This is a genomic window from Stenotrophomonas sp. 63632_Sma, assembly GCF_056482875.1.
Map to the genome: position 1 here is coordinate 3,459,425 of NZ_CM151220.1, position 21,630 is coordinate 3,481,054.

Sequence of the window (21,630 nt, forward strand, 5' to 3'; positions counted from 1 at the left end):
TGCTTGAGGCGGGCCGGGTGCCGGCGGTGCGGCGGCGAAAGCATCCGGCCGGCACGCGGCCGGCCGGATGGGTACAGCAGGTGGATCAGACGCGCTTGTCGATGGCGACGAAGTCGCGGTCTTCCGGACCGATGTAGTTGGCGCTCGGGCGGATGATCTTGCCGTCGATGCGCTGCTCGACGATGTGCGCGCTCCAGCCGGCGGTGCGGGCGATCACGAACAGAGGAGTGAACATTGCGGTCGGCACGCCCATCATGTGGTAGCTGACGGCACTGAACCAGTCCAGGTTCGGGAACATCTTCTTGATGTCCCACATCACCGATTCCAGGCGCTCGGCGATGTCGTACATCTTCATGCTGGACTGTTCTTCGGACAGCTCGCGGGCCACGTCCTTGATCACCTTGTTGCGCGGATCGGAGACGGTGTAGACCGGGTGGCCGAAACCGATCACCACTTCCTTGCGCTCGACGCGGGCCTTGATGTCTTCCTCGGCTTCATCCGGGTTGTCGTAGCGCTTCTGCACTTCGAACGCCACTTCGTTGGCGCCGCCATGCTTCGGGCCGCGCAGCGCGCCGATGCCACCGCAGATCGCGCTGTACATGTCGCTGCCGGTACCGGCGATGACGCGGCAGGTGAAGGTCGAGGCGTTGAACTCGTGTTCCGCGTACAGGATCAGCGAGGTGTGCATCGCCTTCACCCACGATTCCTGCGGCTTCTCGCCGTGCAGCAGGTGCAGGAAGTGGCCACCGATCGAGTCGTCGTCGGTTTCCACGTCGATGGCGCGGCCGTTGTGGCTCCAGTGGTACCAGTACAGCAGCATCGAACCGAGGCAGGCCATCAGCTTGTCGGCGATGTCACGCGCGCCCGGATGGTTGTGATCGTCCTTCTCCGGCGCCACGCAGCCGAGCACGGACACGCCGGTGCGCATCACGTCCATCGGGTGTGCCGACGGCGGCAGTTCTTCCAGCGCCGCCTTCACTGCTGCCGGAATGCCGCGCAGCGACTTCAGCTTGGCCTTGTACGAAACCAGCTCGGCGCGGGTCGGCAGCTTGCCGTGCACCAGCAGGTAGGCGATTTCCTCGAACTCGCTGGTGTTGGCCAGGTCCAGGATGTCGTAGCCACGGTAGTGCAGATCGTTGCCACTACGGCCCACGCTGCACAGCGCGGTGTTGCCGGCGGCGGTGCCGGACAGGGCGACGGACTTCTTCGGCTTGAAGGTCGGGGTTGCGGTCGTATCGTTCATGTTTCCCTCCGAAAACTTGATGGTGCAGGGTACTGCTTATTTCTTGGCGGCGAACAGTGCATCGAGCTGTTGCTCGAACGCGTGGTAGCCGATGCGGTCGTAGAGTTCTTCGCGGGTCTGCATGGTGTCCACCACGTTGCGCTGGTGGCCATCGCGGCGCACCGCCTGGTAGACGTTCTCGGCGGCCTTGTTGGCGGCACGGAACGCCGACAGCGGGAACAGCTGGATCGCGACGCCTGCCGAGGCCAGTTCATCGCGGCTGAACAGCGGGGTGGCGCCGAATTCGGTGATGTTGGCCAGCACCGGCACCTTCACCGCGTCGACGAAGCGGCGGTAGGTGTCCAGGTCGTAGGCAGCCTCGGCGAAGATGCCATCGGCACCGGCCTCGACACAGGCGATGGCGCGCTCGATAGCCTTGTCCACGCCGTCCACCTGGATGGCGTCGGTGCGCGCGATCAGGAAGAAGTCCGGATCGGTCTTGGCATCGGCGGCCGCCTTCACCCGGTCGACCATTTCACCCTGCGAGACGATCTCCTTGCCCGGGCGGTGACCGCAACGCTTGGCGCCGACCTGGTCCTCGATGTGGCAGGCGGCCGCGCCGGCCTTGATCAGCGACTTCACGGTGCGCGCGATGTTGAACGCGCTCGGGCCAAAGCCGGTGTCGATGTCGACCATCAGCGGCAGATCGCAGACATCGGTGATGCGGCGCACGTCCACCAGCACGTCTTCCAGGGTATTGATGCCCAGGTCCGGCAGGCCCAGCGAGCCCGCGGCAACGCCGCCGCCCGACAGGTAGATGGCACGGAAGCCGGCGCGCTTGGCCAGCAGGGCGTGGTTGGCGTTGATCGCGCCGATCACCTGCAGCGGCGACTCGGCAGCCAGCGCCTCACGGAAACGGGCACCGGCGGAGAAAGGGGCGGAAGCAGTCATGCGGCAATCCAGGTTGAAGAACGGATGGGTAGGCGCAAGCACCATGCCAAGCTGCAAGCCGTTGATTTCACGGACATGACCGTCACTCAACAGTGAAACATATGAAACACTGAAACAGATGTATCATGAAACACTTCGCCCGAACCCGCCGCCATGTACCTGCCCCGCTCGCCCCTGCGCCATGCCGATGCCGACCCCGGCCGCCCGGTGATCTGGACGGTCAGCGTCTCGCGGCTGACCGGCCTGCTCGGCGACGTCATTCCGGAGTTCGACCGCCGCGCGCGCATCGAGCAGATCAACCTCGGCTTCGAGGAAGCGGTGGAGGTGATCGGCCAGCGCCTGCGTCGCGAGCACTGCGATGTGGTGATCGCCGGTGGCTCCAACGCCGCCTGGCTGCGCGGCAGGCTGGAGCTGCCACTGGTGCCGATCCAGGCCAACGGCTTCGATCTGATGGAAGCACTGGCGCGCGCGCGACGCATCGCCAGCCGCATCGGCCTGGTCACCCACGCCAGCGACGTGCCGGTGTTCAGCAACTTCCAGCAGAGTTTCGGCCTGGATATCGAGCATCGCCGTTTCGTCACCCGCGAGGACGCACGCGACTGCATCGCCGATCTGCGCGCCAACGGCATCGAAGTGATCGTCGGCACCGGCATGGCCATCGACCACGCCGAACAGGCCGGCCTGCCTGGGGTGCTGCTGTATTCGGCCGACTCGGTGCGGCAGGCGTTCGAACATGCACTGGAACTGACCCAGACCCTGGCCCGCTCCAGCGGCAACCGAGCCGCCCCGCGCCGGCGCGCGGCAGCGCGTGCCGACACGCATGAACTGCTCGGCGACAGCGAAGCGATGGCCCAGGTGCGCGCACAGATCGCGCTCTATGCACCGCACGACAGCACCGTACTGGTGACCGGCGAAACCGGCACCGGCAAGGAACTGGTGGCGCGGCAGCTGCACGCCGCCAGTGGCCGTCGCGGACGCTTCGTGGCGCTGAACTGCGGCGCGATCAGCGAATCGCTGCTGGAAGCGGAGCTGTTCGGCTACAGCGATGGGGCCTTCACCGGCGCACGCCGTGGAGGCCGTGTCGGCCTGGTCGAAGCCGCAGACGGCGGGACGCTGTTCCTGGACGAAATCGGCGAACTGCCGCTACCGCTGCAGACCCGCCTACTGCGCGTACTGGAAGAACGCGAGGTACTGCGCGTGGGCGCCACCGAACCGACCCCGGTGGACCTGCGCGTGGTGGCCGCGACACTGCAATCACTGGAACAGCGCGCGGCAGCCGGCAGCTTCCGCCGCGACCTGTACTACCGCCTGGCCGCGTTGCGTATCGCCCTGCCCTCGCTGCGTGCGCGGCGCGCGGATATCCCCTTGCTGGCACAGCACTTCTTCCGCCAGCTGCGCGGCATCGATGCGCCACTGGATGAGCATGCACTGGCGGTACTGACCACCGCGGAGTGGCCCGGCAACGTGCGCGAACTGCGCAATCTCATTGATCGTCTGCGCATCCACTGGCAGCCGGGCGAAGGGCTGATCGATGCGGCGCGACTGCTGCGGCTGGCGCCCGAACTGGTGAACGAGGGCGTTGCAGCATTGCCGGTGGAAAGCAACGGCAAGCGCCCGCCGCGTGCGCAGTTGGAAACGCTGTTGCAGGAACACCGCAATGACCGCGAGGGGATGGCGCAGGCGCTGGGCGTATCACGCACCACGCTATGGCGCTGGCTGCGCGCGGAGGGGTTGTAACCACTCGTTGCCTGGTGGGTGCGAACCTTGGTTCGCACCGCTCTTCCGTCAAGCATCTCATCCACGCATGGCGTGGATTTACCGGAACACACCAAATGCTACAGACGCGCTCCGGCTGCACGCGGACGACGAGCGCTCAGCGTGCCCAGCGCGCTTCGATGGCGAACCGTCCACTCCCCACTGCAGCAGTCCACAACAGCAGCACCCCCAGCGGCACTTCACTCAGATAGAAGAACCAGCTCAGCCAATCCGGCACGCTCAGTCCCGCAGGAATGCGCGCTATGCCATCGGTAAGCGCCGCCACCGCACAGATCGCCGCCAGCAGCAGGGCCGAGGGCCGGCTGAGCAGGCCCAGCACCAGCAGGCCGCCCGCAATCCATTCAATGCCGCCCAGCACCGGCGCACTGAACACCGGGAACGGAATCCCCGTATCGACCAGCGTATGCACCATGCGCTCGCGCCCCGCGTCGGTGAACACCTTGTTCCAGCCGGAGACGCAGAACATCACACCGGCGACGATGCGGGCAAGCAGCAGCAGGTAAGCCTCCACGCCACAACGCGGTGATGGCACGGCAAACAGGCAACGCCAGGAGGGCATGGCGACTCCGGAAATCGAGGGCATTCGTCGGAGTGTGCCGGTTGCTGACCTGCTCGCAGATGAAGCTGACCAGTCCGTTCGCGACAGCCTGCTCTTGTAGAGTCGAGCCATGCTCGACTGCCTTGCGCGCCAGAGCACCCGCAGTCGAGCATGGCTCGACTCTACAAAAAGCGTGCGTCAGTAAGCAGCAGCTCGATTTCCTCCACCTGCACCACCGGCACCTGCCACGGGTGATGCGGCACGATGCCCTGTTCGAAGATGCGCTGCAGCCGCTGCGGATTCCGAGGCAGGCAGAATTCCAGGCGCACGCTGTCGACCACTTCGGTGCGGCCCGCCTCACCCTGCACGGGCGACGCACCCACGCGCGGGCGGAACTGCTCGAACCCCGGCGCGGACCACCACATCCCGTGCTCGTAGTCGCCGGCCGCCAGCGCGTCCACCGCGAGGATGCCCTGCTTCACTGCATCCAGTGCTGCCGACGGCACGAACACCACCACACGGTACAGCGGCAGGCGTTGCATCAGGTTGCCTTACGGATACAGCAGGCGCTTGCTCCAGCGCCCTTCGGCACCGGCTTCATAGCACCAGCGTTCGTGCAGGCGGAACTGCGCGCCGTACCAGAACTCGATGCGGTCGGGTACCACGCGCAGGCCGCTCCAGCCGTCCGGGCGCGGCACGTCCTTGCCTTCGAAGCGGGCTTCGATCTCGGCCACGCGCGCGTCGAATTCCTCGCGCGTCGCCAGCGTCTTCGACTGCTGCGAGGCCCAGGCGCCGATCTGGCTCATGCGCGGGCGGCTGGCGAAATAGGCGTCGGCTTCAGCATCGGCAACCTGCTCGACACGGCCTTCGATGCGCACCTGGATACCCGCCTCGCGCAGGCTGCGCCACAGGAACAACAGCGCGGCCTGCGGATTGGCCTGCAGCTCCTGGCCCTTGTGGCTGTCCAGGTGGGTATAGAAGACGAAGCCACGCTCGTCGAAGGCCTTCAGCAGCACGGTACGCGCCGAGGGACGGCCCTGCGTATCGGCGGTGGCCACGGTCATCGCATTCGGCTCGACCTCGCGGCTCTGCTTGGCCTCGTCGAACAGGCCGGCAAACGTGGACAGGGCTTCGGCGTACAGGTCGCTCATGATTGCGTTCTTCTCACACGGATTGGGCTATTGTGGCTGCATGGCCGCTGCTGCGTATATGCCCCAGGTGAAAGGATTCCCCGAAACATTGGCCGAACAGGCGCTGGATGATGCGCTGGGCAGCGGTGCAGCGGTTCCAGTATTGGCGATCAGCGGCCTGCAGGGGAGCGGCAAATCGACGCTGGCCGCGCAGGTGGTGGCGCGCGCCCAGGCACGCGGCCTGAACGCGGCCACGCTGTCGATCGATGACGTCTACCTCACCCGTGCGCAGCGCCAGCGACTGGCCCGCCAGGTGCATCCGCTGCTGATCACCCGCGGGCCGCCCGGCACCCACGACCTGCCGCTGGCCCACGGCGTGCTGGACGCGGTGGCCGCACGCCAGCCCTTCGCGATGCCACGATTCGACAAGCTGGCCGATGAACGCCTGCCCGAGGCTCAGTGGCCGCAGCTGCAGCAGCCATTGGACCTGCTGGTGTTCGAAGGCTGGTTCCTCTGCACACCGGCGCAGGATGACAACGCACTGGACAGCCCGCTGAACGCACTGGAGCGCGAGGCCGACGCCGATGGCCGTTGGCGCCGCTGGTGCAACCAGGCGCTGGCCCGCGACTACCCGGCGTTGTGGCAGCGCTGCGACCGCCTGTGGTTCCTGCAGCCGCCGGATTTCTCGGTGGTACCACGCTGGCGCTGGCAGCAGGAGCAGAACCTGCAGGCCGCGCAGCCGGGCCGGCACGGCATGAGCCGGCCTCAGCTGGAACGCTTCGTGCAGTACTACGAGCGGGTCAGCCGGCAGGCACTGCGCGCCCTGCCCGCCCTAGCCGACCACGTGGTGGTGCTGGACGGCCAGCGCCAGGTGCAGGACGTACGCTGAGCGCGCCTATTCCACCAGGAAGGTTACACGCAGGTTGACCCGCCATTCGGTGATTTCGCCGCTGCCATTGGTGACCACCTTGGTCTCGTTCACCCAGGCGCCCTGGATGCCCTTGACCGTCTCGGAAACCTTCTTCAGCCCGCTGCGCACGGCGTCTTCCACGCTTTTGGGCGAGGAGGCGGTGATTTCGATGACCTTGGCGACCGTCATGGCCTGTACTCCGGCTGGCGCGGGAGACCCCGCAGGAACGCCTACCCTGACGTGAAGAACGTAAAGGCAAGGGCACGGAGGTGTTAGCATCAGAGGGCATGAATCCTGCTCCGAACCTGATCCTGATCGGCCCGATGGGCGCCGGCAAAACCTGCATCGGCCGCCGCCTGGCCGAGCGCTTCACGCTGGACTTCGTCGATGTCGACCAGGCCATCGTCGATGCCGCCGGCGCCAGCATCCCGACCATCTTCGAGCACTCGGGTGAAACCGGCTTCCGCAGCCATGAGCGCGAAGCCTTGGCCCGTGTGCTGGAAGGCCGCGGCCAGCTGGTTTCCACCGGTGGAGGCGCCGTACTCGATCCGGATAACCGCGCCCTGATTGCCCAGCGCGGCTTCGTGGTCTACCTGCGGGTCAGCGTGGCCGCGCAGCTGGAACGCCTGGCCCGCGACAAAGGCAGGCCACTGCTGCAGCGCCCGGACCGCGAGCAGGTGCTGCACGATCTGGCTGCTCACCGCGACCCGCTGTACCGCGAACTGGCCGACCTCACCCTCGATACCGACCCGTACACCGCTGCCGACGCGACCGCCCACCTGGTGGTCAAGCTGGCCACGCAATGGCAGCGCCAGGACCTGACCGCATGACTTCCCCCGCCCTGCTGCAGGTCGCCGTTGGCGGCGACCGCCCCTACTCCATCACCATCGGCGCTGGTGCCCAGACCGACGGCACCGCGTTGGCCTCGCATGTGCGCGGCCGCCACGTGCTGCTGCTCAGCGACAGCGAAGTGGCTCCGCGCTACCTGGCCGCCGTGAAGCAGACGCTGCTGGCCGCACGCCCCGACCTGATCGTCGGCGAGCACGTGCTGGCCGCCGGCGAAGCCTCCAAGACCCTGGCCGAATTCGGCCGCGCGATCGAAGCGCTGGCCGCGCTCGGCGCCACCCGGGATGCCTGCGTGTTCGCCCTCGGTGGCGGCGTGGTCGGTGATCTCGCCGGTTTTGCCGCGGCCTGCTGGATGCGCGGCGTGGACTGCGTGCAGCTTCCGACCACCCTGTTGGCGATGGTCGATTCGTCGGTGGGCGGCAAGACCGCGGTCGACATTCCGGCCGGCAAGAACCTGGTCGGCGCATTCCATCCGCCGCGCGCGGTCATTGCCGATACCCGCGTGCTGGCCACCCTGCCACCGCGCGAGCTGCGCGCCGGCCTGGCCGAAGTGGTGAAGTACGGCGCGCTGGGCGATGCAGTGTTCTTCGAATGGCTGCAGCAGCATGCCGATGCGCTGCTGGCCGGCGAAGACAACGCGCTTTCTGAAGCCATCGCGCGCAGTTGCCGGCACAAGGCCGCCATCGTCGAGCGCGATCCGTTCGAGAAGGGGGAACGTGCCCTGCTCAACCTGGGACACACCTTCGGCCACGCCATCGAGACCGAACAGGGCTATTCCGCCCCGGGCCGCGATGCGCTGAACCACGGCGAAGCGGTGGCGGTGGGCATGGTGCTGGCGGCAACGCTGTCCACCGACCTGGGCCTGGCCGACGATGCCGACCGCGCGCGCCTGCAGGCGCTGCTGGAACGCCTCGGCCTGCCGGTGGCGATCCCGGCGGGGCTGGACCCGCAGGCCCTGCTCGGCCGCATGCGGCTGGACAAGAAGAACGTGGCCGGCCGCCTGCGCCTGGTGCTGTGGCGCGGCATGGGCCGCGCCGAAGTGGTGCCGGACGTGGATGAGGCGGCGGTGCTGAAGGTGCTGTCGGCCCGGTAGTGGCTACGGCCGGCCTACAACTTCAGCAAACGGGGAAGCTTACCAGCGGCTGCGACTACCGGGCTGCGCGGCAGGATTGCCGGCCAGCGGCCGGCACGACCGCGTTGCGGCCGGGGTCACCCTGGCCCCGCTACAATCGGCGCCATGCACGTCTACCTGCAACATCCCGACGCCGGTGCGCAGGCACCGCGCTTCCTGCGCCTGAGCCTGCAGCCGGATCTGTTCGGCGGCTGGGAACTGCTGCGCGAGAGCGGCCGCGTCGGCAGCCGCTCGCAGCTGCGGCGCGAGCTGTTCCTGCAGGCCGACGAAGCCCGCCATGCCTTCGAGAAGGCCCGCGATGCCGAACTGCATCGCGGTTTCCAGATCCTCTCGCACGGCGACTGACGCCGCTGCCAACTTTCGTCCAAGGAATGCCCATCGTGACCAGCCCTCTCCGCAACGATCGCCTGCTGCGCGCCCTGCGCCGCGAACCGGTGGACTGCACCCCCGTCTGGCTGATGCGCCAGGCCGGACGCTACCTGCCGGAATACCGCGCGACCCGGGCCAAGGCCGGCAGCTTCCTGGCCATGGCCAAGAATCCGGAGATTGCCTGCGAGGTTACCCTGCAGCCGCTGCGCCGCTTCCCGCTGGATGCGGCCATCCTGTTCTCGGACATCCTCACCATTCCCGATGCGATGGGCCTGGAGCTGTACTTCGTCGAAGGCGAAGGCCCGAAGTTCCGCCACCCGGTGCGTGATGAAGCGGCCATCGCCAGGCTGGCGGTGCCGGACATGGAACAGGACCTGGGCTACGTGATGGACGCGGTGCGCCTGATCCGCCGTGAGCTGGACGGCCAGGTGCCGCTGATCGGTTTCTCCGGCAGCCCGTGGACGCTGGCCTGCTACATGGTGGAAGGCGGCGGCAGCAAGGACTTCGCGCGGATCAAGGCGATGGCACTGAACCATCCGCAGGCCCTGCACCGCCTGCTGGAGGTCACCACCGAGGCGGTGATCGCCTATCTCGGCGCGCAGCGCGCGGCCGGTGCACAGGCACTGCAGGTGTTCGACACCTGGGGCGGCGTGCTGTCGCCGTCGATGTACCGCGAGTTCTCGCTGCGCTACCTGCAGCGCATCGCCGAGGGCCTGGAGCGCGGCGAAGGCAACGAGCGCACCCCGCTGATCCTGTTCGGCAAGGGCACCGGCCTGCACCTCGAAGCGCTGTCGCAGACCGGCGCCGATGCGCTGGGCCTGGACTGGACGCTGGACCTGGACGAGGCGATGCGCCGCACCGGCGGCCGCGTCGCCCTGCAGGGCAACCTCGACCCGACCACGCTGTACGCCTCGCCGGATGCGATCGCCGCCGCAGCAGCACGCGTGCTCGACACCTATGCCGCCGGCAATGGCGGCTCGCGCGAGGGCCATGTGTTCAACCTCGGCCACGGCATGTCGCCGGACATGGACCCGGCGCACGTGCAGGTGCTGGTCGACGCGGTGCACGCGCACAGCCAGCGCTGAGCATTGCGCATGCGGTTGCGGCGCGATGTTGATCGCGCCGTGACCCGCAGTGCGCGATCATGACGTCCCCCACGCTGCACCGGCCACACCCCATGTCCACATCGCCATCGACCTACAACCGCCAGCGCCCCCTGCTGTGGCTGGTTTCGTTGGCGATCTTCATGCAGATGCTGGACTCGACCATCGTCAACACGGCCTTGCCGGCGATGGCGGCCAGCCTGGGAGAAAGCCCGCTGCAGATGCAGTCGGTGGTGTTCAGCTACGCGCTGGCGGTGGCCACTTTCATCCCTGCCTCCGGCTGGATTGCCGACCGCTACGGCACGCGTCGTACCTTCCTGGTAGCGATCATCCTGTTCACCCTCGGCTCGCTGGCCTGCGCGCTGGCCCAGCACCTGCACCAGCTGGTTGGGGCACGTGTGCTGCAGGGTATCGGCGGTGCGATGCTGCTGCCGGTCGGCCGCCTGGCAGTGATGCGTTCGGTGCCACGCGAGGACTTCCTGCGCGCGATGAGCTTCATAGCCATCCCGGCACTGGTCGGCCCGTTGATCGGCCCGACGTTGGGTGGCTGGCTGGTCGAGATCGCGTCGTGGCACTGGGTGTTCCTGATCAACCTGCCGATCGGCGTGATCGGTTTCATCGCCGCGATGAAGATCATGCCCGACCACTACGCCAGCCATCGCACCCGTTTCGACCTGCGCGGCTACATCATGCTGGCCTTTGCGATGGTGGTGCTGTCGCTGGCGCTGGACGGCATCTCCGGGCTCGGAACGCCACATGCGCTGGTGATGCTGATGACCGTGGCCGGCCTGGCCGCACTGGTCGGTTACTGGCTGCATGCCGCCAACTCCACCGCGCCGTTGTTCTCGCTGGCCCTGTTCCGCGTGCCCAGCTACCGCATCGGCATCCTTGGCAACCTGTTCTCGCGCATCGGCAGCAGCGCCATGCCGATGCTGATCCCGTTGCTGCTGCAGGTCGGCCTGGGCCTTGGCCCGATGAACGCCGGCCTGATGATGGTGCCGGTGGCGGCGGCCGGCATGGTGTCGAAGAAGCTGGCGGTGAAGCTGGTCGAGCGCTACGGCTACCGCCGCGTGTTGATGGTCAACACCGTGCTGGTGGGCCTGGCGATGACCAGCTTCATCCTGATGACACCCGGCCAGCACCTGGCCTGGCGCCTGCTGCAGCTGGCGTTCTTCGGCGCGGTCAATTCACTGCAGTTCACCGTGATGAACACCGTGACGCTGCGGGATCTGGACCGCGAGTTCGCCAGTTCCGGCAACAGCCTGCTGTCGATGGTGATGATGCTCGCCGCCGGTTTCGGTGCCGCGGCGGCCGGCAGCCTGCTGGCCGCGTTCGGCAATCACCTGGACAGCAACAGCGCCACCGCGGCACTGCATGCGACGTTCCTGTGCGTGGGCGCGATCACCCTGACCTCGACGATGATCTTCTGGCAGCTGCCCGACACCAAGCCGGAGCCACGGCAGGTCGAGCACGTCGCGGAGTGAGGGGGTTCGGCAGGGCTGCGCCCTGCACCCGCTAGAAGCCGCAGCAACAGCAAAAACCGGCTCTGTGAATGCTGTGCGCTGGGCGGTGCGGTGTGGGGCTTCAGGACACGCCGTAAACCCATCCTTGGGGGCTCGATGGCGCCATCCATGGCGCCAACGGTCCTGCAGCCCCACACCGCCCCACCCCCGACAGTTTCCCGGTGACGGTAAGTAGATCCACGCCATGCGTGGATGAAACTTCATCGAAATCGAATATTTCGATATCGGAAAGATCTGAGCCGAGCATGGCTCGGCTCTACAGAAAGCAACTGTCGGCACCTCGCGAGAATCTGTCGAAGGCGGGGTGGGTCCGGTTGCGGGGGCGTGAGCCGCGTGGGCCCGAGGCATGCCTCGGGCGAGTTGGGCAGGAGGCCCAACCCCGGTCTTGCCGTGTGCGCAGGACAGCGCACACGAGCAAGCGGCAACCGAGCTTACATGGGTGAGGGCGCTTTGCTTGCGAAGCACCGCTTCGCAAGCGCCCGAACGCACAGCCGCCAGCGGCTGGGCCGGGCCCCGGAGGGGGACTTGCAGCGTCCCCCGCAACCGGACCCACCCCGCCATCCCACGGATTGCACGCTTTTGACGTTGACGTTGCTTCTGCAGGTGCAGGGCTGCAAGCCCTGCAATAATCCCTACCTTCCCATCACCCGGGCAATCGCTTCCACCAGCAGTTCCCCGGTCACCGGCTTGCGCAGGAAGCCACCGATGCCGGCCGCCTCCACCTGCTGCTGCAGGTCCGGGTCAGTACGCGCGGTCACCGCCAGCAGCGGCAGCATGTAGCCCTGGTTGCGCAGATGCTGGGCCAGCTCGAAGCCGCTCAGGCCCGGCAGGTCGAGATCCAGCAGGCCGACGTCGAAATCACCGGCACTGATCTCACGCAGTGCCGCCAGCGCATGGCCCGCATGTACCACCTCGTGCCCGCGCGCACTCAGCAGCCCGCGCACTACATCGGCCACAGTCGCGTCGTCCTCCACCAGCAGTACCCGCAATGGCGGCATGTTGGCCGCGTCCTCGCGGTGCGTTTCACCATCTGCTTCGGCATCGGCATCGACCACCATCGGCAACGGCAACGTCACGCCGAAGCAGGTGCCGCGACCGAGCTGGCTCTCCACCTGGATCCGCCCTTGCATCGCATGCGCCAGTTCGCGGCAGATCGCCAGGCCCAGACCACTGCCGCCGTACTGCGCCGCGGTACGTGCACCATCGGCCTGCTCGAAGCGGCGGAACAGGCGTTGCTGTTGCTCCTGGCTGATGCCGGGGCCGGTGTCGCGCACTTCGAAATGCAGAGATCGCAGCTCGGCGTCGCTGCGCGCGTGCAGGGTGATGGTGCCGCGGCTGGTGAACTTGACCGCATTCGAAAGCAGGTTCAGCAGGATCTGCCGTACCCGCATCGCGTCGCCGGTGGCCTGCAGGCCGGGCGGCAACTGGTTGTCGAGGGTGAAGCGCAGGCCCTTCTGTGCAGCCAACGGGCCCATCAGCGCCGCCAGGTCCTGCAGCAGGCAGCTCAGCGCGAACGGCTTGGACTGCAACTCCAGACGGCCGGATTCGATCCGCGCCAGGTCCAGCGCATCGTTGACCAGATGCAGCAGGTGCTCGCCGGCGTGGCGGATTGATTGTGTATAGCCGCGCTGCTGCGGATCCAGCGGTGAGGACAGCAGCAGCTCACTCATGCCGAGCACACCGGTCATCGGCGTGCGGATCTCATGACCAAGGTTGGCCAGGAAGCGGGTCTTGGCCGCCGACGCCTGCTCGGCCAGCTCCTGCTTGTGCAGCGCCAGCTGATAGGCGTGGCGACGCTGCAGGCGCCGACGGTACAGCCAGGCGAACCAGCTGGTCAGCAGCAGCGCGAACGAGGCCAGCACCAGCAGGCCGGACAGGCTGCGCCACCACGGTGGCTGCACGCGGAATTCCAGGCTCTGCACCCGTGACCAGACATGGTCGGCCGACCGCGCCTGCACTTCCAGCCGATAGCTGCCCGGTGCCAGCCGCGAGAACAGGCGCTCACCGGCCGGTCCCACTTCCACCCAGTCCGGGTCATAGCCGGCCAACCGGTAACGATAGGTATTGGACGCCGAATCGGCGAACGACAACAGGCGCGCGACGATGCGCAGATCGCGGTCGCCATCGGCGATCTGCAACGGCGTGTCGTGGGTGAGGTCCAGCACCTGCTCGTTGCGGCGCACCTCCACCCGCTCGATCACCAGCGGCGCACGCCGCATCGAGGGCCGCACCTGCTCCGGGTCGAACACCACCACACCGGCCGGCGTACCCGCCACCAGATGGCCGTCTCCCGACATCACCAGCGTGTGCTCGCGGAATTCCTGGCTCGGCAGGCCGTCATGCACGCCATACAGGCGCACGCTCTGGCCATCGGCGCCGATGCGCACCAGGCCACGCGCGCTGGTTGCCCACGCCACCCCCTGTGCATCGACCACCAGCCCCGAAGCGGAGATCGCCGGGTAGCCCTGCTCGGCACCGATCACGGCCTGCCGCTCCAGCCGGCCCTGGCTCCAGCGGTAGCGCGACAGGCGGCCATCCTCGGACAGCCAGACCTGGCCATCGCTGCCCACGTGCAGTGCATGGATCGCGGTCGCCGGTGCGCCCGGCACCGGCTGGAAGCGCTCGCTTTCCGGCAGCCACTGCAGCAGGCCTCGGCTGCTGGCCAGCCAGATATGGTCCTGCGGCCCGCATTCCACATCGAGATTGAGCTGGCCCTGCTGCAATCCGCGCTGGCCATTGTCCAGCTGGCGCCGCAGGCGCCCATCCAGATCGCGCTGCTGAAGACCCGACGGCAGCATCAGCCAGAGGCTGTCACCATCACAGGTCATCATCGATTCGATGACCCCTTCCATGGTCGCGTCGGCGCCGGCATCCCGGCCCCAGCGGCGCAGATCACGCCGCTTCGGGTCGTAGCGCAGCAGCGCGTCGTTGGAGCCGATCCAGACCTGGCCGCGGCGATCCTCGCGCACCGAGGTCAGCCAGTGCATGCCGTTGACCCAGGTGCGGTGCTGTTCGATGCGGCCGCTCTTCGGATCGAAGCGGTCCAGCGCGCCGTGGCTGCCGACCGTCCAGATGCCGCCGTTGCTGGATGGGCTGGTACCCAGCACGAAGGCATTGCGCAGCGAGCGCGGGTCGTCCTCCAGCCGCGACAGCACCGAGAACTGCCACCAGCGCGGCAGCAGGTGCCACAGGCCGGCGTTGGTGCTGGCCAGCCAGATGCCCCCCTCGCGATCCTCGTAGGCGCCGGTCCAGTTCGGGCGTACCGGGCCACGCGCCACCGCGCTGTACAGCGGCACGGCCTGGTACTGGCCATCGACCGCGCGGCCAAGGCCGGTGCGGGTGTCCAGCCAGTGCCCGCCCTGCTCGTCGCGCAGCATCATGCCCAGCACCTGTTCGCCTTCGGGCAGCTTCCAGGACGGTGCCTCGAAACGACCATCGGGACGACGCACGATGGCACCGGCCATCGTGCTGATCCAGAGGCTGCCATCGGGCTCGGCCGTCAGGCCATTGATCAGCAGGCTGGGAACGATGCCGGCACCAACCCGTTCAAAGTCCGTGCCGGTCCAGCGCGCGACACCATGCTTGGTGCCGATCCACAGGCTGCCATCGGCCAGGGTTGCCAGATAAGGCACCGATGCGGCCGGCAGGCTGCGTGGGTTGTTCGCTTCGGGCAGGAAGCGCTGCAGCCGGTCCTGGTTGTCCAGGCGGTACAGACCACCTTCGTGGGTGCCGAACCAGACCGAACCATCCGGCGTGGTGGCCAGGCTCCAGACCGTGTTGGTGCCCATCAACGGCTGGCTGCTGCGGTCGTAGAAATGCAGCTGGCGGCGATCGGCCGACATCCGTACCAGGCCCGCGTTCTCGGTGCCGATCCAGAGCTGGTTGCGGGCATCGACCAGCACCGTCCAGATGCGGTTGTCGCGCAGGCCGTCTTCCGAGCGCCAGATCCGGTAGTTGCGCCCGTCGTAGCGGGCCAGACCGTCGTTGGTGGCGATCCAGAGGTAACCGTAACGATCCTCGGCCATGCGGTTCACGGTATTGGACGGCAAGCCGTCGAACACCGTCACCTGGCGCGGGCTCGGTGGCACCGGCTGCGCCGCAGCGGGCGACAGGCAGCACAGGAGGACCAGCAGCAGCATCGCCGCCCGCAGATACACCACCGATTGCCTCCTCACGCTGCTTCTGATGATTCCCGCACTACGGGCGTCGGCATGGTAAACCGAAAGTCGCGCCGTTCACGCCCGGCACTGGCGCATTCAAAGGGCGGTTTGTCGTTTTGCGCGCGCCTGGGCAATGGCAGTCACCAGCATGTCACCGGTCACCGGCTTGCGCAGGAAGCCATCGAACCCGGCCGCCAGGACCTGGGTCTCGGCGTAGGCATCGGAGCGCGCGGTGACCGCCACCAGGGGGAGTTCATAGCCCATGGTACGCAGCTGGCGAGCGATGGCGGTGCCGTCCAGCGCGGGCAGATCGAGATCGAGCAGGCCCACGTCAAAACCATCGGTGGCAATCTCCGAAAGCGCGCCCAGGCCATGCAGCACGTGCACCACGTCGTGGCCACGGCCACGCAGCAGGCCGGCGATGACCTCGGCCACGGTCGCGTCATCTTCCACCAGCAGGATGCGCAGCGGCGGCAGCACCGGCAGCACCGGCGACTCGCCCGGCGCATTGGCGGCCTGCCGGATCCAGGGCAGCGGCAACCACACCCGGAATCGCGCGCCCTTGCCCGGCTGGCTGTCCACTTCGATGCGTCCGTTCATGGCCACGGCCAGCTCCTGGCAGATCGCCAGGCCCAAACCGCTGCCGCCATAGCGCGACGCGGTGCGCGGGCCGTCCGCCTGTTCGAAGCGATGGAACAGGCGGTCCTGCTGTTCGGCGTTGATGCCCGGGCCGGTGTCATGCACTTCGAAGCAGAGTCCGCCACCGTTCTCTTCCAGGCGCACGGCAAGGCCGACGTGCCCGCGCTCGGTGAACTTGATTGCATTGCCCAGCAGGTTGAGCAGGATCTGCCGCACGCGCATCTCGTCGCCGCTGACGCTGATCGGCCCCGGCGGATCGCCCCCACGCTGGAACCCCAGGTTGCGCTGCTTCGCCATCGGCTCCATCAACGCCTGCACCTGGTCGAGCAGGCCAGCCAGATCGAACGGGCGCAGGTCGAGCTCCAGCCGGCCTGCCTCGATGCGGGCCAGATCCAGTGCGTCATTGACCAGCCGCAGCAGGTGGCTGCCAGCCTGCTGGATCGAGCCTGCATAGCTGCGCTGCACCGCATCCAGCGGGGTGGCCAGCAGCAACTCGCTCATGCCGAGCACACCGGTCATCGGCGTGCGCACCTCATGGCCCAGCGTGGCCAGGAACCGGCTCTTGGCCTGGGAGGCCTGCTCTGCCAGTTGCTGCTTGTGCACGGTCAACTGCCATTGCTGGCGGCGGCGCAGGCGCGCACGGATCGACCACACCAGGATAAGCAGCAGCAGCGAGCCGATCAGCAGGTAGCCGAAGATCGCCATGCCGCTGCGCCACCAGGGTGGCAGCACCTTCACCTGCAACCGCTGTGAAGGCGTCCACGTGCCACTGGCCGTTGCCGCCTGGACTTCAATGACGTAGCTGCCGGTCGGCAGCCGCGACAGCGTGCGCTGGCCGTCACCGCCCTGCTCCACCCAGTTCTGGTCGTAGCCCTGCACCCGGAAGCGGTAACGGTTGCCCTGCGGATTGGCATAGGAAAGCAGTCGCGCATCGATCTGCAGATCACGATCATCCGGCCCCAGCAACAGCGTGCCGGTGGTCGGCAGCGGTTGCCAGCCACGGGCATCATCGCGCCGCACGCGGACCTCGGCGATCACCAGCGACGACGGCGGCAGCACCGCATCGGCAGCATTCACATCGAACACGACCAGGCCGGTCTGGGCCACCGCGAGCACGCGACCATCGGCATTCACCGCCGGCGGCCTGCTGGTGAACTCGGCGTCGGGCAGGCCATCGCGTTCGTTGAACTGCTGCAGGCGGCGCGTCTTCGGGTCCCACCGCAGCAGGCCACGTGGCGTGGTCGCCCACAGGCGGCCGTCTTCGGCCAGCGCCAGTCCGCCCATGCTGACCGAGGGCACGCCAGCACTGCCATCGATGCGCTGGATCAGGCGCAGGCTCATGCCATCCCATTGGTAGCGTTCCAGCGCGCCCTGCCGGGCCAGCCACAGCTGCTGCGGATCCACCCACACCAGATCGTAGATCAACCCGCGCGAAACGCCCGGCACCGCTTCGAAGCGCCCGGCCTGTTCACGCCAGATCCCCATGTCGCCCATCACCCAGGCCTTGCCCTGGGCATCAAAGCGGATCTGCTCGACAGGTGAATCGGCGGTCTTGCGGAGATCCTCCAGCGGGTAACTACGCAGCACGCGGCCATCGGCGCTGCGCTGCTGCAGGCCCAGGTTCATCACCGACAGCCAGACCGTGCCATCGGGGGCCTGCCGCATCAGATCGATGCGCTGGCGCAGATCGGCTCCCCCATCGATATGCCAATCGTGCAGTGCGCGGGTCGCCGGGTCGTACACGCTGATGCGGCCGGCACGCCCCAGCCACAGGCGCCCGTCCGGCCGCGGCAGCACCGACCACACCGCCCCGCTGCCGATCTCGCGATCGCTGGCCAGCAACTTCAGTACTCCCTGCGCGTCCAGCTGGTACACGCCATGCGCTGAGCCGACGTAGTAATTCCGGCCATCACTGGCTGCACTCAGCAGGTACTGGCTGTCCAGCGGCTTGCCGTCAAGCTGGTTCCAGATCGAAAACCGGCGCCAGTCCGGCGGCAGGTAGGCCAGGCCCTGGGTCAGCAGCGCCACCCACAATCCGCCCTCATGGTCCTGCATCAGATCAAGCACACCGCTCTGGGCAGTGAGGAAGCCACTGCCGCGGTCGCCGTCGAGCCGCCGCAGCATGCTGGCATCTCCACGCAACAGGCCATCGGAGGTGCCCGCCCAGTAACCGCCCTGGCGATCGGCCAGCACCAGTGCCGAACGCAGGCGCGCACTGTCGGCCCAGCGCGGACGGCTGACCCGGTCCTGCGCGTCGATACGGTAGAGGCCGTCATTCTGGCTGCCGGCCCAGATCGAGCCATCGGGGTCGCGGCTCAGGCGCAACACACTCAGCGCCCCCAGTTCGCGCGGCGCGACAGCCTCGAATCCAGTCCCGTTCCAGCGCGCAATGCCCGCCTCGGTGCCGATCCACAGTCGCCCCTGCGCGTCGACAAGGCTGCTGTAGATGGTATTGCTGGGCAACCCGCCAGGACGGGCCGGATCATGCTCGAAGAAGCGCAGGCTGCCGTCTTCACCGAAACGGCAGACGCCATGGCCACTGGTGCCGATCCACAGTGCATCCTCGGCGTAGGCCAGCGTCCAGAACTGGCTCATGCAGGGGCCGTTGACCGCATCGAAGGTCTTGAAGCGTTCGCGGTCGGCATCCAGCCGGGCCACGCCCTTGCCATTGATGCCGACCCAGACGCGGTCCAGGGGATCGACCAGCAGGGTCTCGATCTCGTTGCCGGGCAGCGAGCCCGGCTGCTCCGGATCATGTTCCCAGACCCGCAGGTTGCCGCCGTCATAGCGCACCAGGCCACCATCGGTGGCCGCCCAGATATGGCCCTGGCGGTCCTCGGCCAGCGCCAGCACCATGCGCGAGGGCATGCCTTCAGCTGCACCGAAACGGCGCAGGCGCGGTGTTTCCGCCATGTCGAGGGCCGTGGCCGCCGTGGCGAACGCCATCAGCAGCAGCCCCATTCCCGCGATGCCTCGGCACCACAGGCGCCAACCGCTCGTCATCCTGAACCCCCCTGTCCTGTCCCGATTGTCACACAGGGCCGGGTTCATGGCTGCAACAGCCTGTTTCCACCGGTGGACCCACCACGAACTGTTGCAGCCATGCACGCAACGTTGGCGGGGGGCTGTGCGTATGATCGCAACGTCCCCCTTCCGGAGCCCGCCATCGATGCGTCCCTGCCTGGCCCTGCTGCCGATGCTGCTCGCCACCGCCCCCGCCTGGGCGGATGCAGATACCTATCGCCTCGATCCGGTGCATACGCGTGTGCTGTTCACCATCGACCACGCGGGTTACTCGCAGGCGATGGGGACGGTCTCCGGCAGTGAGGGCCGCCTGCAGTTCGATCCCGACAACTGGCGCGAGGCCACACTGGATGTCGAGGTCCCCGTGTCGCGATTGGACCTAGGTGATGCCAAATGGAACCAGGCCACGCTGGCCCGCAGCCTTCTGGATGGCGAGCGTTTCCCGAAGGCACATTTCGTCTCCAGCCGGGTCGAACCGATCGATGCCAAGCGTGCGCACGTGATCGGTACCCTGACCCTGCGCGGCGTCAGCCAGGAAGTCACCCTGGACGTGACCCTCAACGCCATCAAGCGCTACCCCCTTCCCCCGTTCCGACGCACCGCCGGTTTTTCCGCCAGCACCACGCTGAGCCGGCGCGCGTTCGGCATCACCGCCTGGCCGGGCGTCATCGGTGATGCAGTACAGCTGAGGATCGAGGCTGAAGCCACCCTCGACCGCAGCGACGCCCCGGGAACTCCCGCTCCCGTTCCGCACTCCGACCCCAAGACGGCCCGCTAGAGGACCTTTCATGACCGCCAAGAACACCCCCGCCGCCTGGGGGAGTGTCAGCCAGATCCTGCATTGGTTGATCGCACTGCTGATCCTCGCCCTGGGCGTGGTCGGCCTGACCATGGGCGAACTGCCCAAGACGCCCAAGTACTTCTGGGTCTACACCGCACACAAGTCGATCGGCATCACCGTACTGGCGCTGGTGCTGTTCCGCCTCGGCTGGCGCCTGTACGCCGGCGCCCCCAAGCCGGTGCCGGGCGTGCCCAGCTGGCAGGAGCGCATCGCAAGCGCCACCCACGTGCTGTTGTATGTGCTGATGTTCGCCATCCCGCTGTCGGGCTGGCTGTACGACTCGGCCAGTGGCCTGCGCCCGTTCCGCTGGTTCGGCCTGGTTGATGTGCCCAAGCTGAGTGGCCCGGATCCGCAGGTCGTCGCGGTGTCCCACGCCATCCACGAATACGGCTTCTGGCTGTTGATCGCGGTGGTGCTGGCCCATGCCGGCGCTGCCTTCTACCACCACCTGTTCCAGCGCGATGCAACGCTGTCCCGCATGTTGCCGCGCGGCTGGCTCGCCTCCCCTCAGAAGGACTGACCGATGAACCTGAAACTGACCACTCCGGCCGCCGTGGCCGCCGCCCTGGCCGGCATGCTGGCCACCGCCCCGGCGCTCGCTGCGGACTACGCGCAGGCCCCCGGCGCCGGCTCGATCCTGGTGTTCGCCACCAAGTACGACGGCGAAGTGTTCACCGGCAGCTTCCCGGGCTTTGCCACCAAGCTCAGCTTCGACCCGGCCAACCCGGCCGCCGGTTCGCTGGACGTGGTGATTCCGCTGGCCGGTGCCAAGAGCGGCAACAGCGACCGCGACTCGACCCTGCAGACCGCCGACTTCTTCAACGTCGGCAAGTTCGCCACTGCGCGTTACACCGCCAAGGGCTTCCGTGCGGTGGGCAACGACCAGTTCGCCGCCGACGGCACGCTGGAGCTGCGCGGCGTCAGCAAGCCGGTCACCCTTACCTTCACCTGGAAGCCGGGCACCCAGCCGGTGTTGACCGGCAAGGCCACCGTCAAGCGCCTGGACTTCGGCGTCGGCAGCGGTGACTGGGCCGACACCAAGACCATCCCGGATGAAACCGCGATCAGCACGATCGTGAAGTTCGACGCGAAATGATCAACGGGCCGGGGCACCGCCCCGGCCATCATCTCCGGTGGTGCCGGCCGCTGGCCGGCAACCTCACCGATGCGGGCAGGTGCTGGCCAGCGGCCGGCACTACCGATCGACGGCCAGCCACGCCCGAACCGCAGCCGCGTCGAACGGCCAGTCCAGCTCACGGTCGCCGCGCTCGTCGCGCAGCACCGGCACCCGCGCGCCGTAGCGCGATTCCAGCGCTGGCTGGTCATCCAGGAACACCGATTCGAATTCCGGCGCCCGGGCCTTGGCCAGCTCGGCCAGCGCCATGTCGCACAGGTGGCAGTCGTCACGCTGGAACAGAGTCAACACCGGCAGGGTCCCCTTGGTGGAAATGCTGCGCCGCAGCCAT

The 21,630-nt window shown here is 67.6% G+C and carries 19 protein-coding genes; 10 read left to right on the forward strand and 9 right to left on the reverse strand.

The window, feature by feature from the left end:
* Positions 1-85: 85 nt before the first annotated feature.
* Together prpC and prpB are read right to left on the reverse strand one after the other, a co-directional pair.
* Positions 86-1,243 carry a bifunctional 2-methylcitrate synthase/citrate synthase gene (gene prpC / locus ACZK45_RS16095; protein ID WP_014038133.1) on the reverse strand — a complete coding sequence of 386 codons (1,158 nt, stop codon included), beginning with the start codon at positions 1,241-1,243 and terminating at the stop codon, positions 86-88.
* A 36-nt stretch (positions 1,244-1,279) separates the two neighbouring features.
* Positions 1,280-2,173 carry a methylisocitrate lyase gene (gene prpB / locus ACZK45_RS16100; protein WP_049401429.1) on the reverse strand — a complete coding sequence of 298 codons (894 nt, stop codon included), beginning with the start codon at positions 2,171-2,173 and terminating at the stop codon, positions 1,280-1,282.
* A gap of 153 nt (positions 2,174-2,326) precedes the next feature.
* On the opposite strand from prpB, the gene prpR reads away from it, so the two are divergent.
* A complete protein-coding gene (prpR, locus tag ACZK45_RS16105) occupies positions 2,327-3,910 on the forward strand; it encodes a propionate catabolism operon regulatory protein PrpR (RefSeq protein WP_346486825.1) in 1,584 nt (527 codons plus the stop codon).
* A 136-nt stretch (positions 3,911-4,046) separates the two neighbouring features.
* Here the strand turns inward: prpR and ACZK45_RS16110 are convergent, their stop codons facing one another.
* The 3 genes from ACZK45_RS16110 to pdxH all read right to left on the reverse strand — a co-directional run bounded on the left by ACZK45_RS16110 (position 4,047) and on the right by pdxH (position 5,638).
* Positions 4,047-4,508 carry a DoxX family protein gene (locus tag ACZK45_RS16110; RefSeq protein WP_197616310.1) on the reverse strand — a complete coding sequence of 154 codons (462 nt, stop codon included), beginning with the start codon at positions 4,506-4,508 and terminating at the stop codon, positions 4,047-4,049.
* A gap of 161 nt (positions 4,509-4,669) precedes the next feature.
* The gene (locus ACZK45_RS16115) at positions 4,670-5,029 is read right to left on the reverse strand and encodes a YqfO family protein (RefSeq protein ID WP_253145173.1); all 360 of its coding nucleotides are present in this window, start codon (positions 5,027-5,029) and stop codon (positions 4,670-4,672) included.
* A 9-nt stretch (positions 5,030-5,038) separates the two neighbouring features.
* On the reverse strand, positions 5,039-5,638 hold the full coding sequence (gene pdxH, locus ACZK45_RS16120; RefSeq protein ID WP_032127805.1) for a pyridoxamine 5'-phosphate oxidase: 600 nt from the start codon (positions 5,636-5,638) through the stop codon (positions 5,039-5,041).
* Between the two features lie 40 nt (positions 5,639-5,678).
* Between pdxH and ACZK45_RS16125 the strand changes: the two genes are divergently transcribed.
* Positions 5,679-6,506: a kinase gene (locus ACZK45_RS16125; protein ID WP_253145175.1), complete on the forward strand. Its 828-nt coding sequence runs from the start codon at positions 5,679-5,681 to the stop codon at positions 6,504-6,506.
* Between the two features lie 6 nt (positions 6,507-6,512).
* Here the strand turns inward: ACZK45_RS16125 and ACZK45_RS16130 are convergent, their stop codons facing one another.
* Positions 6,513-6,716 (reverse strand): dodecin family protein, encoded by a 204-nt coding sequence (locus tag ACZK45_RS16130; RefSeq protein WP_005410663.1) that lies wholly within the window; start codon positions 6,714-6,716, stop codon positions 6,513-6,515.
* A 98-nt stretch (positions 6,717-6,814) separates the two neighbouring features.
* Here ACZK45_RS16130 and ACZK45_RS16135 point away from each other — a divergent pair, with 98 nt between their 5' ends.
* The 5 genes from ACZK45_RS16135 (at position 6,815) to mdtD (ending at position 11,461) form a co-directional block, all read left to right on the forward strand.
* Positions 6,815-7,357, forward strand: a complete 543-nt coding sequence (locus tag ACZK45_RS16135; protein WP_032127802.1) for a shikimate kinase — start codon at positions 6,815-6,817, stop codon at positions 7,355-7,357.
* The gene (gene aroB, locus ACZK45_RS16140; protein WP_478444915.1) at positions 7,354-8,466 is read left to right on the forward strand and encodes a 3-dehydroquinate synthase; all 1,113 of its coding nucleotides are present in this window, start codon (positions 7,354-7,356) and stop codon (positions 8,464-8,466) included. Before ACZK45_RS16135 ends, aroB begins: the two co-directional genes overlap by 4 nt.
* A 144-nt stretch (positions 8,467-8,610) precedes the next feature.
* A complete protein-coding gene (locus tag ACZK45_RS16145; protein WP_032127800.1) occupies positions 8,611-8,850 on the forward strand; it encodes a WGR domain-containing protein in 240 nt (79 codons plus the stop codon).
* 26 nt (positions 8,851-8,876) lie between these two features.
* The gene (gene hemE, locus ACZK45_RS16150; protein ID WP_032127799.1) at positions 8,877-9,959 is read left to right on the forward strand and encodes a uroporphyrinogen decarboxylase; all 1,083 of its coding nucleotides are present in this window, start codon (positions 8,877-8,879) and stop codon (positions 9,957-9,959) included.
* A gap of 92 nt (positions 9,960-10,051) precedes the next feature.
* Complete coding sequence (mdtD, locus tag ACZK45_RS16155; protein WP_478444916.1) at positions 10,052-11,461, forward strand: multidrug transporter subunit MdtD; 1,410 nt, start codon at positions 10,052-10,054, stop codon at positions 11,459-11,461.
* A gap of 671 nt (positions 11,462-12,132) precedes the next feature.
* Here the strand turns inward: mdtD and ACZK45_RS16160 are convergent.
* The gene (locus ACZK45_RS16160) at positions 12,133-15,660 is read right to left on the reverse strand and encodes an ATP-binding protein (RefSeq protein WP_197617343.1); all 3,528 of its coding nucleotides are present in this window, start codon (positions 15,658-15,660) and stop codon (positions 12,133-12,135) included.
* Positions 15,661-15,756: 96 nt separating this feature from the next.
* On the reverse strand, positions 15,757-19,302 hold the full coding sequence (locus ACZK45_RS16165; protein ID WP_197617342.1) for a hybrid sensor histidine kinase/response regulator: 3,546 nt from the start codon (positions 19,300-19,302) through the stop codon (positions 15,757-15,759).
* 166 nt (positions 19,303-19,468) lie between these two features.
* Between ACZK45_RS16165 and ACZK45_RS16170 the strand changes: the two genes are divergently transcribed.
* From ACZK45_RS16170 to ACZK45_RS16180, 3 genes are read left to right on the forward strand one after another with little or no spacing between them, the layout of a single operon-like run.
* Complete coding sequence (locus ACZK45_RS16170) at positions 19,469-20,101, forward strand: YceI family protein (RefSeq protein ID WP_032127796.1); 633 nt, start codon at positions 19,469-19,471, stop codon at positions 20,099-20,101.
* Positions 20,102-20,111: 10 nt separating this feature from the next.
* On the forward strand, positions 20,112-20,684 hold the full coding sequence (locus tag ACZK45_RS16175) for a cytochrome b (protein WP_005410672.1): 573 nt from the start codon (positions 20,112-20,114) through the stop codon (positions 20,682-20,684).
* A 3-nt stretch (positions 20,685-20,687) separates the two neighbouring features.
* On the forward strand, positions 20,688-21,260 hold the full coding sequence (locus ACZK45_RS16180; RefSeq protein ID WP_010482754.1) for a YceI family protein: 573 nt from the start codon (positions 20,688-20,690) through the stop codon (positions 21,258-21,260).
* 99 nt (positions 21,261-21,359) lie between these two features.
* Here ACZK45_RS16180 and ACZK45_RS16185 read toward each other — a convergent pair whose 3' ends face one another.
* Positions 21,360-21,590, reverse strand: a complete 231-nt coding sequence (locus ACZK45_RS16185; RefSeq protein ID WP_149909241.1) for a glutaredoxin family protein — start codon at positions 21,588-21,590, stop codon at positions 21,360-21,362.
* Positions 21,591-21,630 lie beyond the last annotated feature (40 nt).

Bases quoted from the DNA above. Each gene is read 5' to 3' on its own strand.
- prpC (WP_014038133.1), bottom strand. From the start codon at position 1,243: ATGAACGATACGACCGCAACCCCGACCTTCAAGCCGAAGAAGTCCGTC.
- prpB (WP_049401429.1), bottom strand. From the start codon at position 2,173: ATGACTGCTTCCGCCCCTTTCTCCGCCGGTGCCCGTTTCCGTGAGGCG.
- prpR (WP_346486825.1), top strand. From the start codon at position 2,327: ATGTACCTGCCCCGCTCGCCCCTGCGCCATGCCGATGCCGACCCCGGC.
- ACZK45_RS16110 (WP_197616310.1), bottom strand. From the start codon at position 4,508: ATGCCCTCCTGGCGTTGCCTGTTTGCCGTGCCATCACCGCGTTGTGGC.
- ACZK45_RS16115 (WP_253145173.1), bottom strand. From the start codon at position 5,029: ATGCAACGCCTGCCGCTGTACCGTGTGGTGGTGTTCGTGCCGTCGGCA.
- pdxH (WP_032127805.1), bottom strand. From the start codon at position 5,638: ATGAGCGACCTGTACGCCGAAGCCCTGTCCACGTTTGCCGGCCTGTTC.
- ACZK45_RS16125 (WP_253145175.1), top strand. From the start codon at position 5,679: ATGGCCGCTGCTGCGTATATGCCCCAGGTGAAAGGATTCCCCGAAACA.
- ACZK45_RS16130 (WP_005410663.1), bottom strand. From the start codon at position 6,716: ATGACGGTCGCCAAGGTCATCGAAATCACCGCCTCCTCGCCCAAAAGC.
- ACZK45_RS16135 (WP_032127802.1), top strand. From the start codon at position 6,815: ATGAATCCTGCTCCGAACCTGATCCTGATCGGCCCGATGGGCGCCGGC.
- aroB (WP_478444915.1), top strand. From the start codon at position 7,354: ATGACTTCCCCCGCCCTGCTGCAGGTCGCCGTTGGCGGCGACCGCCCC.
- ACZK45_RS16145 (WP_032127800.1), top strand. From the start codon at position 8,611: ATGCACGTCTACCTGCAACATCCCGACGCCGGTGCGCAGGCACCGCGC.
- hemE (WP_032127799.1), top strand. From the start codon at position 8,877: ATGCCCATCGTGACCAGCCCTCTCCGCAACGATCGCCTGCTGCGCGCC.
- mdtD (WP_478444916.1), top strand. From the start codon at position 10,052: ATGTCCACATCGCCATCGACCTACAACCGCCAGCGCCCCCTGCTGTGG.
- ACZK45_RS16165 (WP_197617342.1), bottom strand. From the start codon at position 19,302: ATGACGAGCGGTTGGCGCCTGTGGTGCCGAGGCATCGCGGGAATGGGG.
- ACZK45_RS16170 (WP_032127796.1), top strand. From the start codon at position 19,469: ATGCGTCCCTGCCTGGCCCTGCTGCCGATGCTGCTCGCCACCGCCCCC.
- ACZK45_RS16175 (WP_005410672.1), top strand. From the start codon at position 20,112: ATGACCGCCAAGAACACCCCCGCCGCCTGGGGGAGTGTCAGCCAGATC.
- ACZK45_RS16180 (WP_010482754.1), top strand. From the start codon at position 20,688: ATGAACCTGAAACTGACCACTCCGGCCGCCGTGGCCGCCGCCCTGGCC.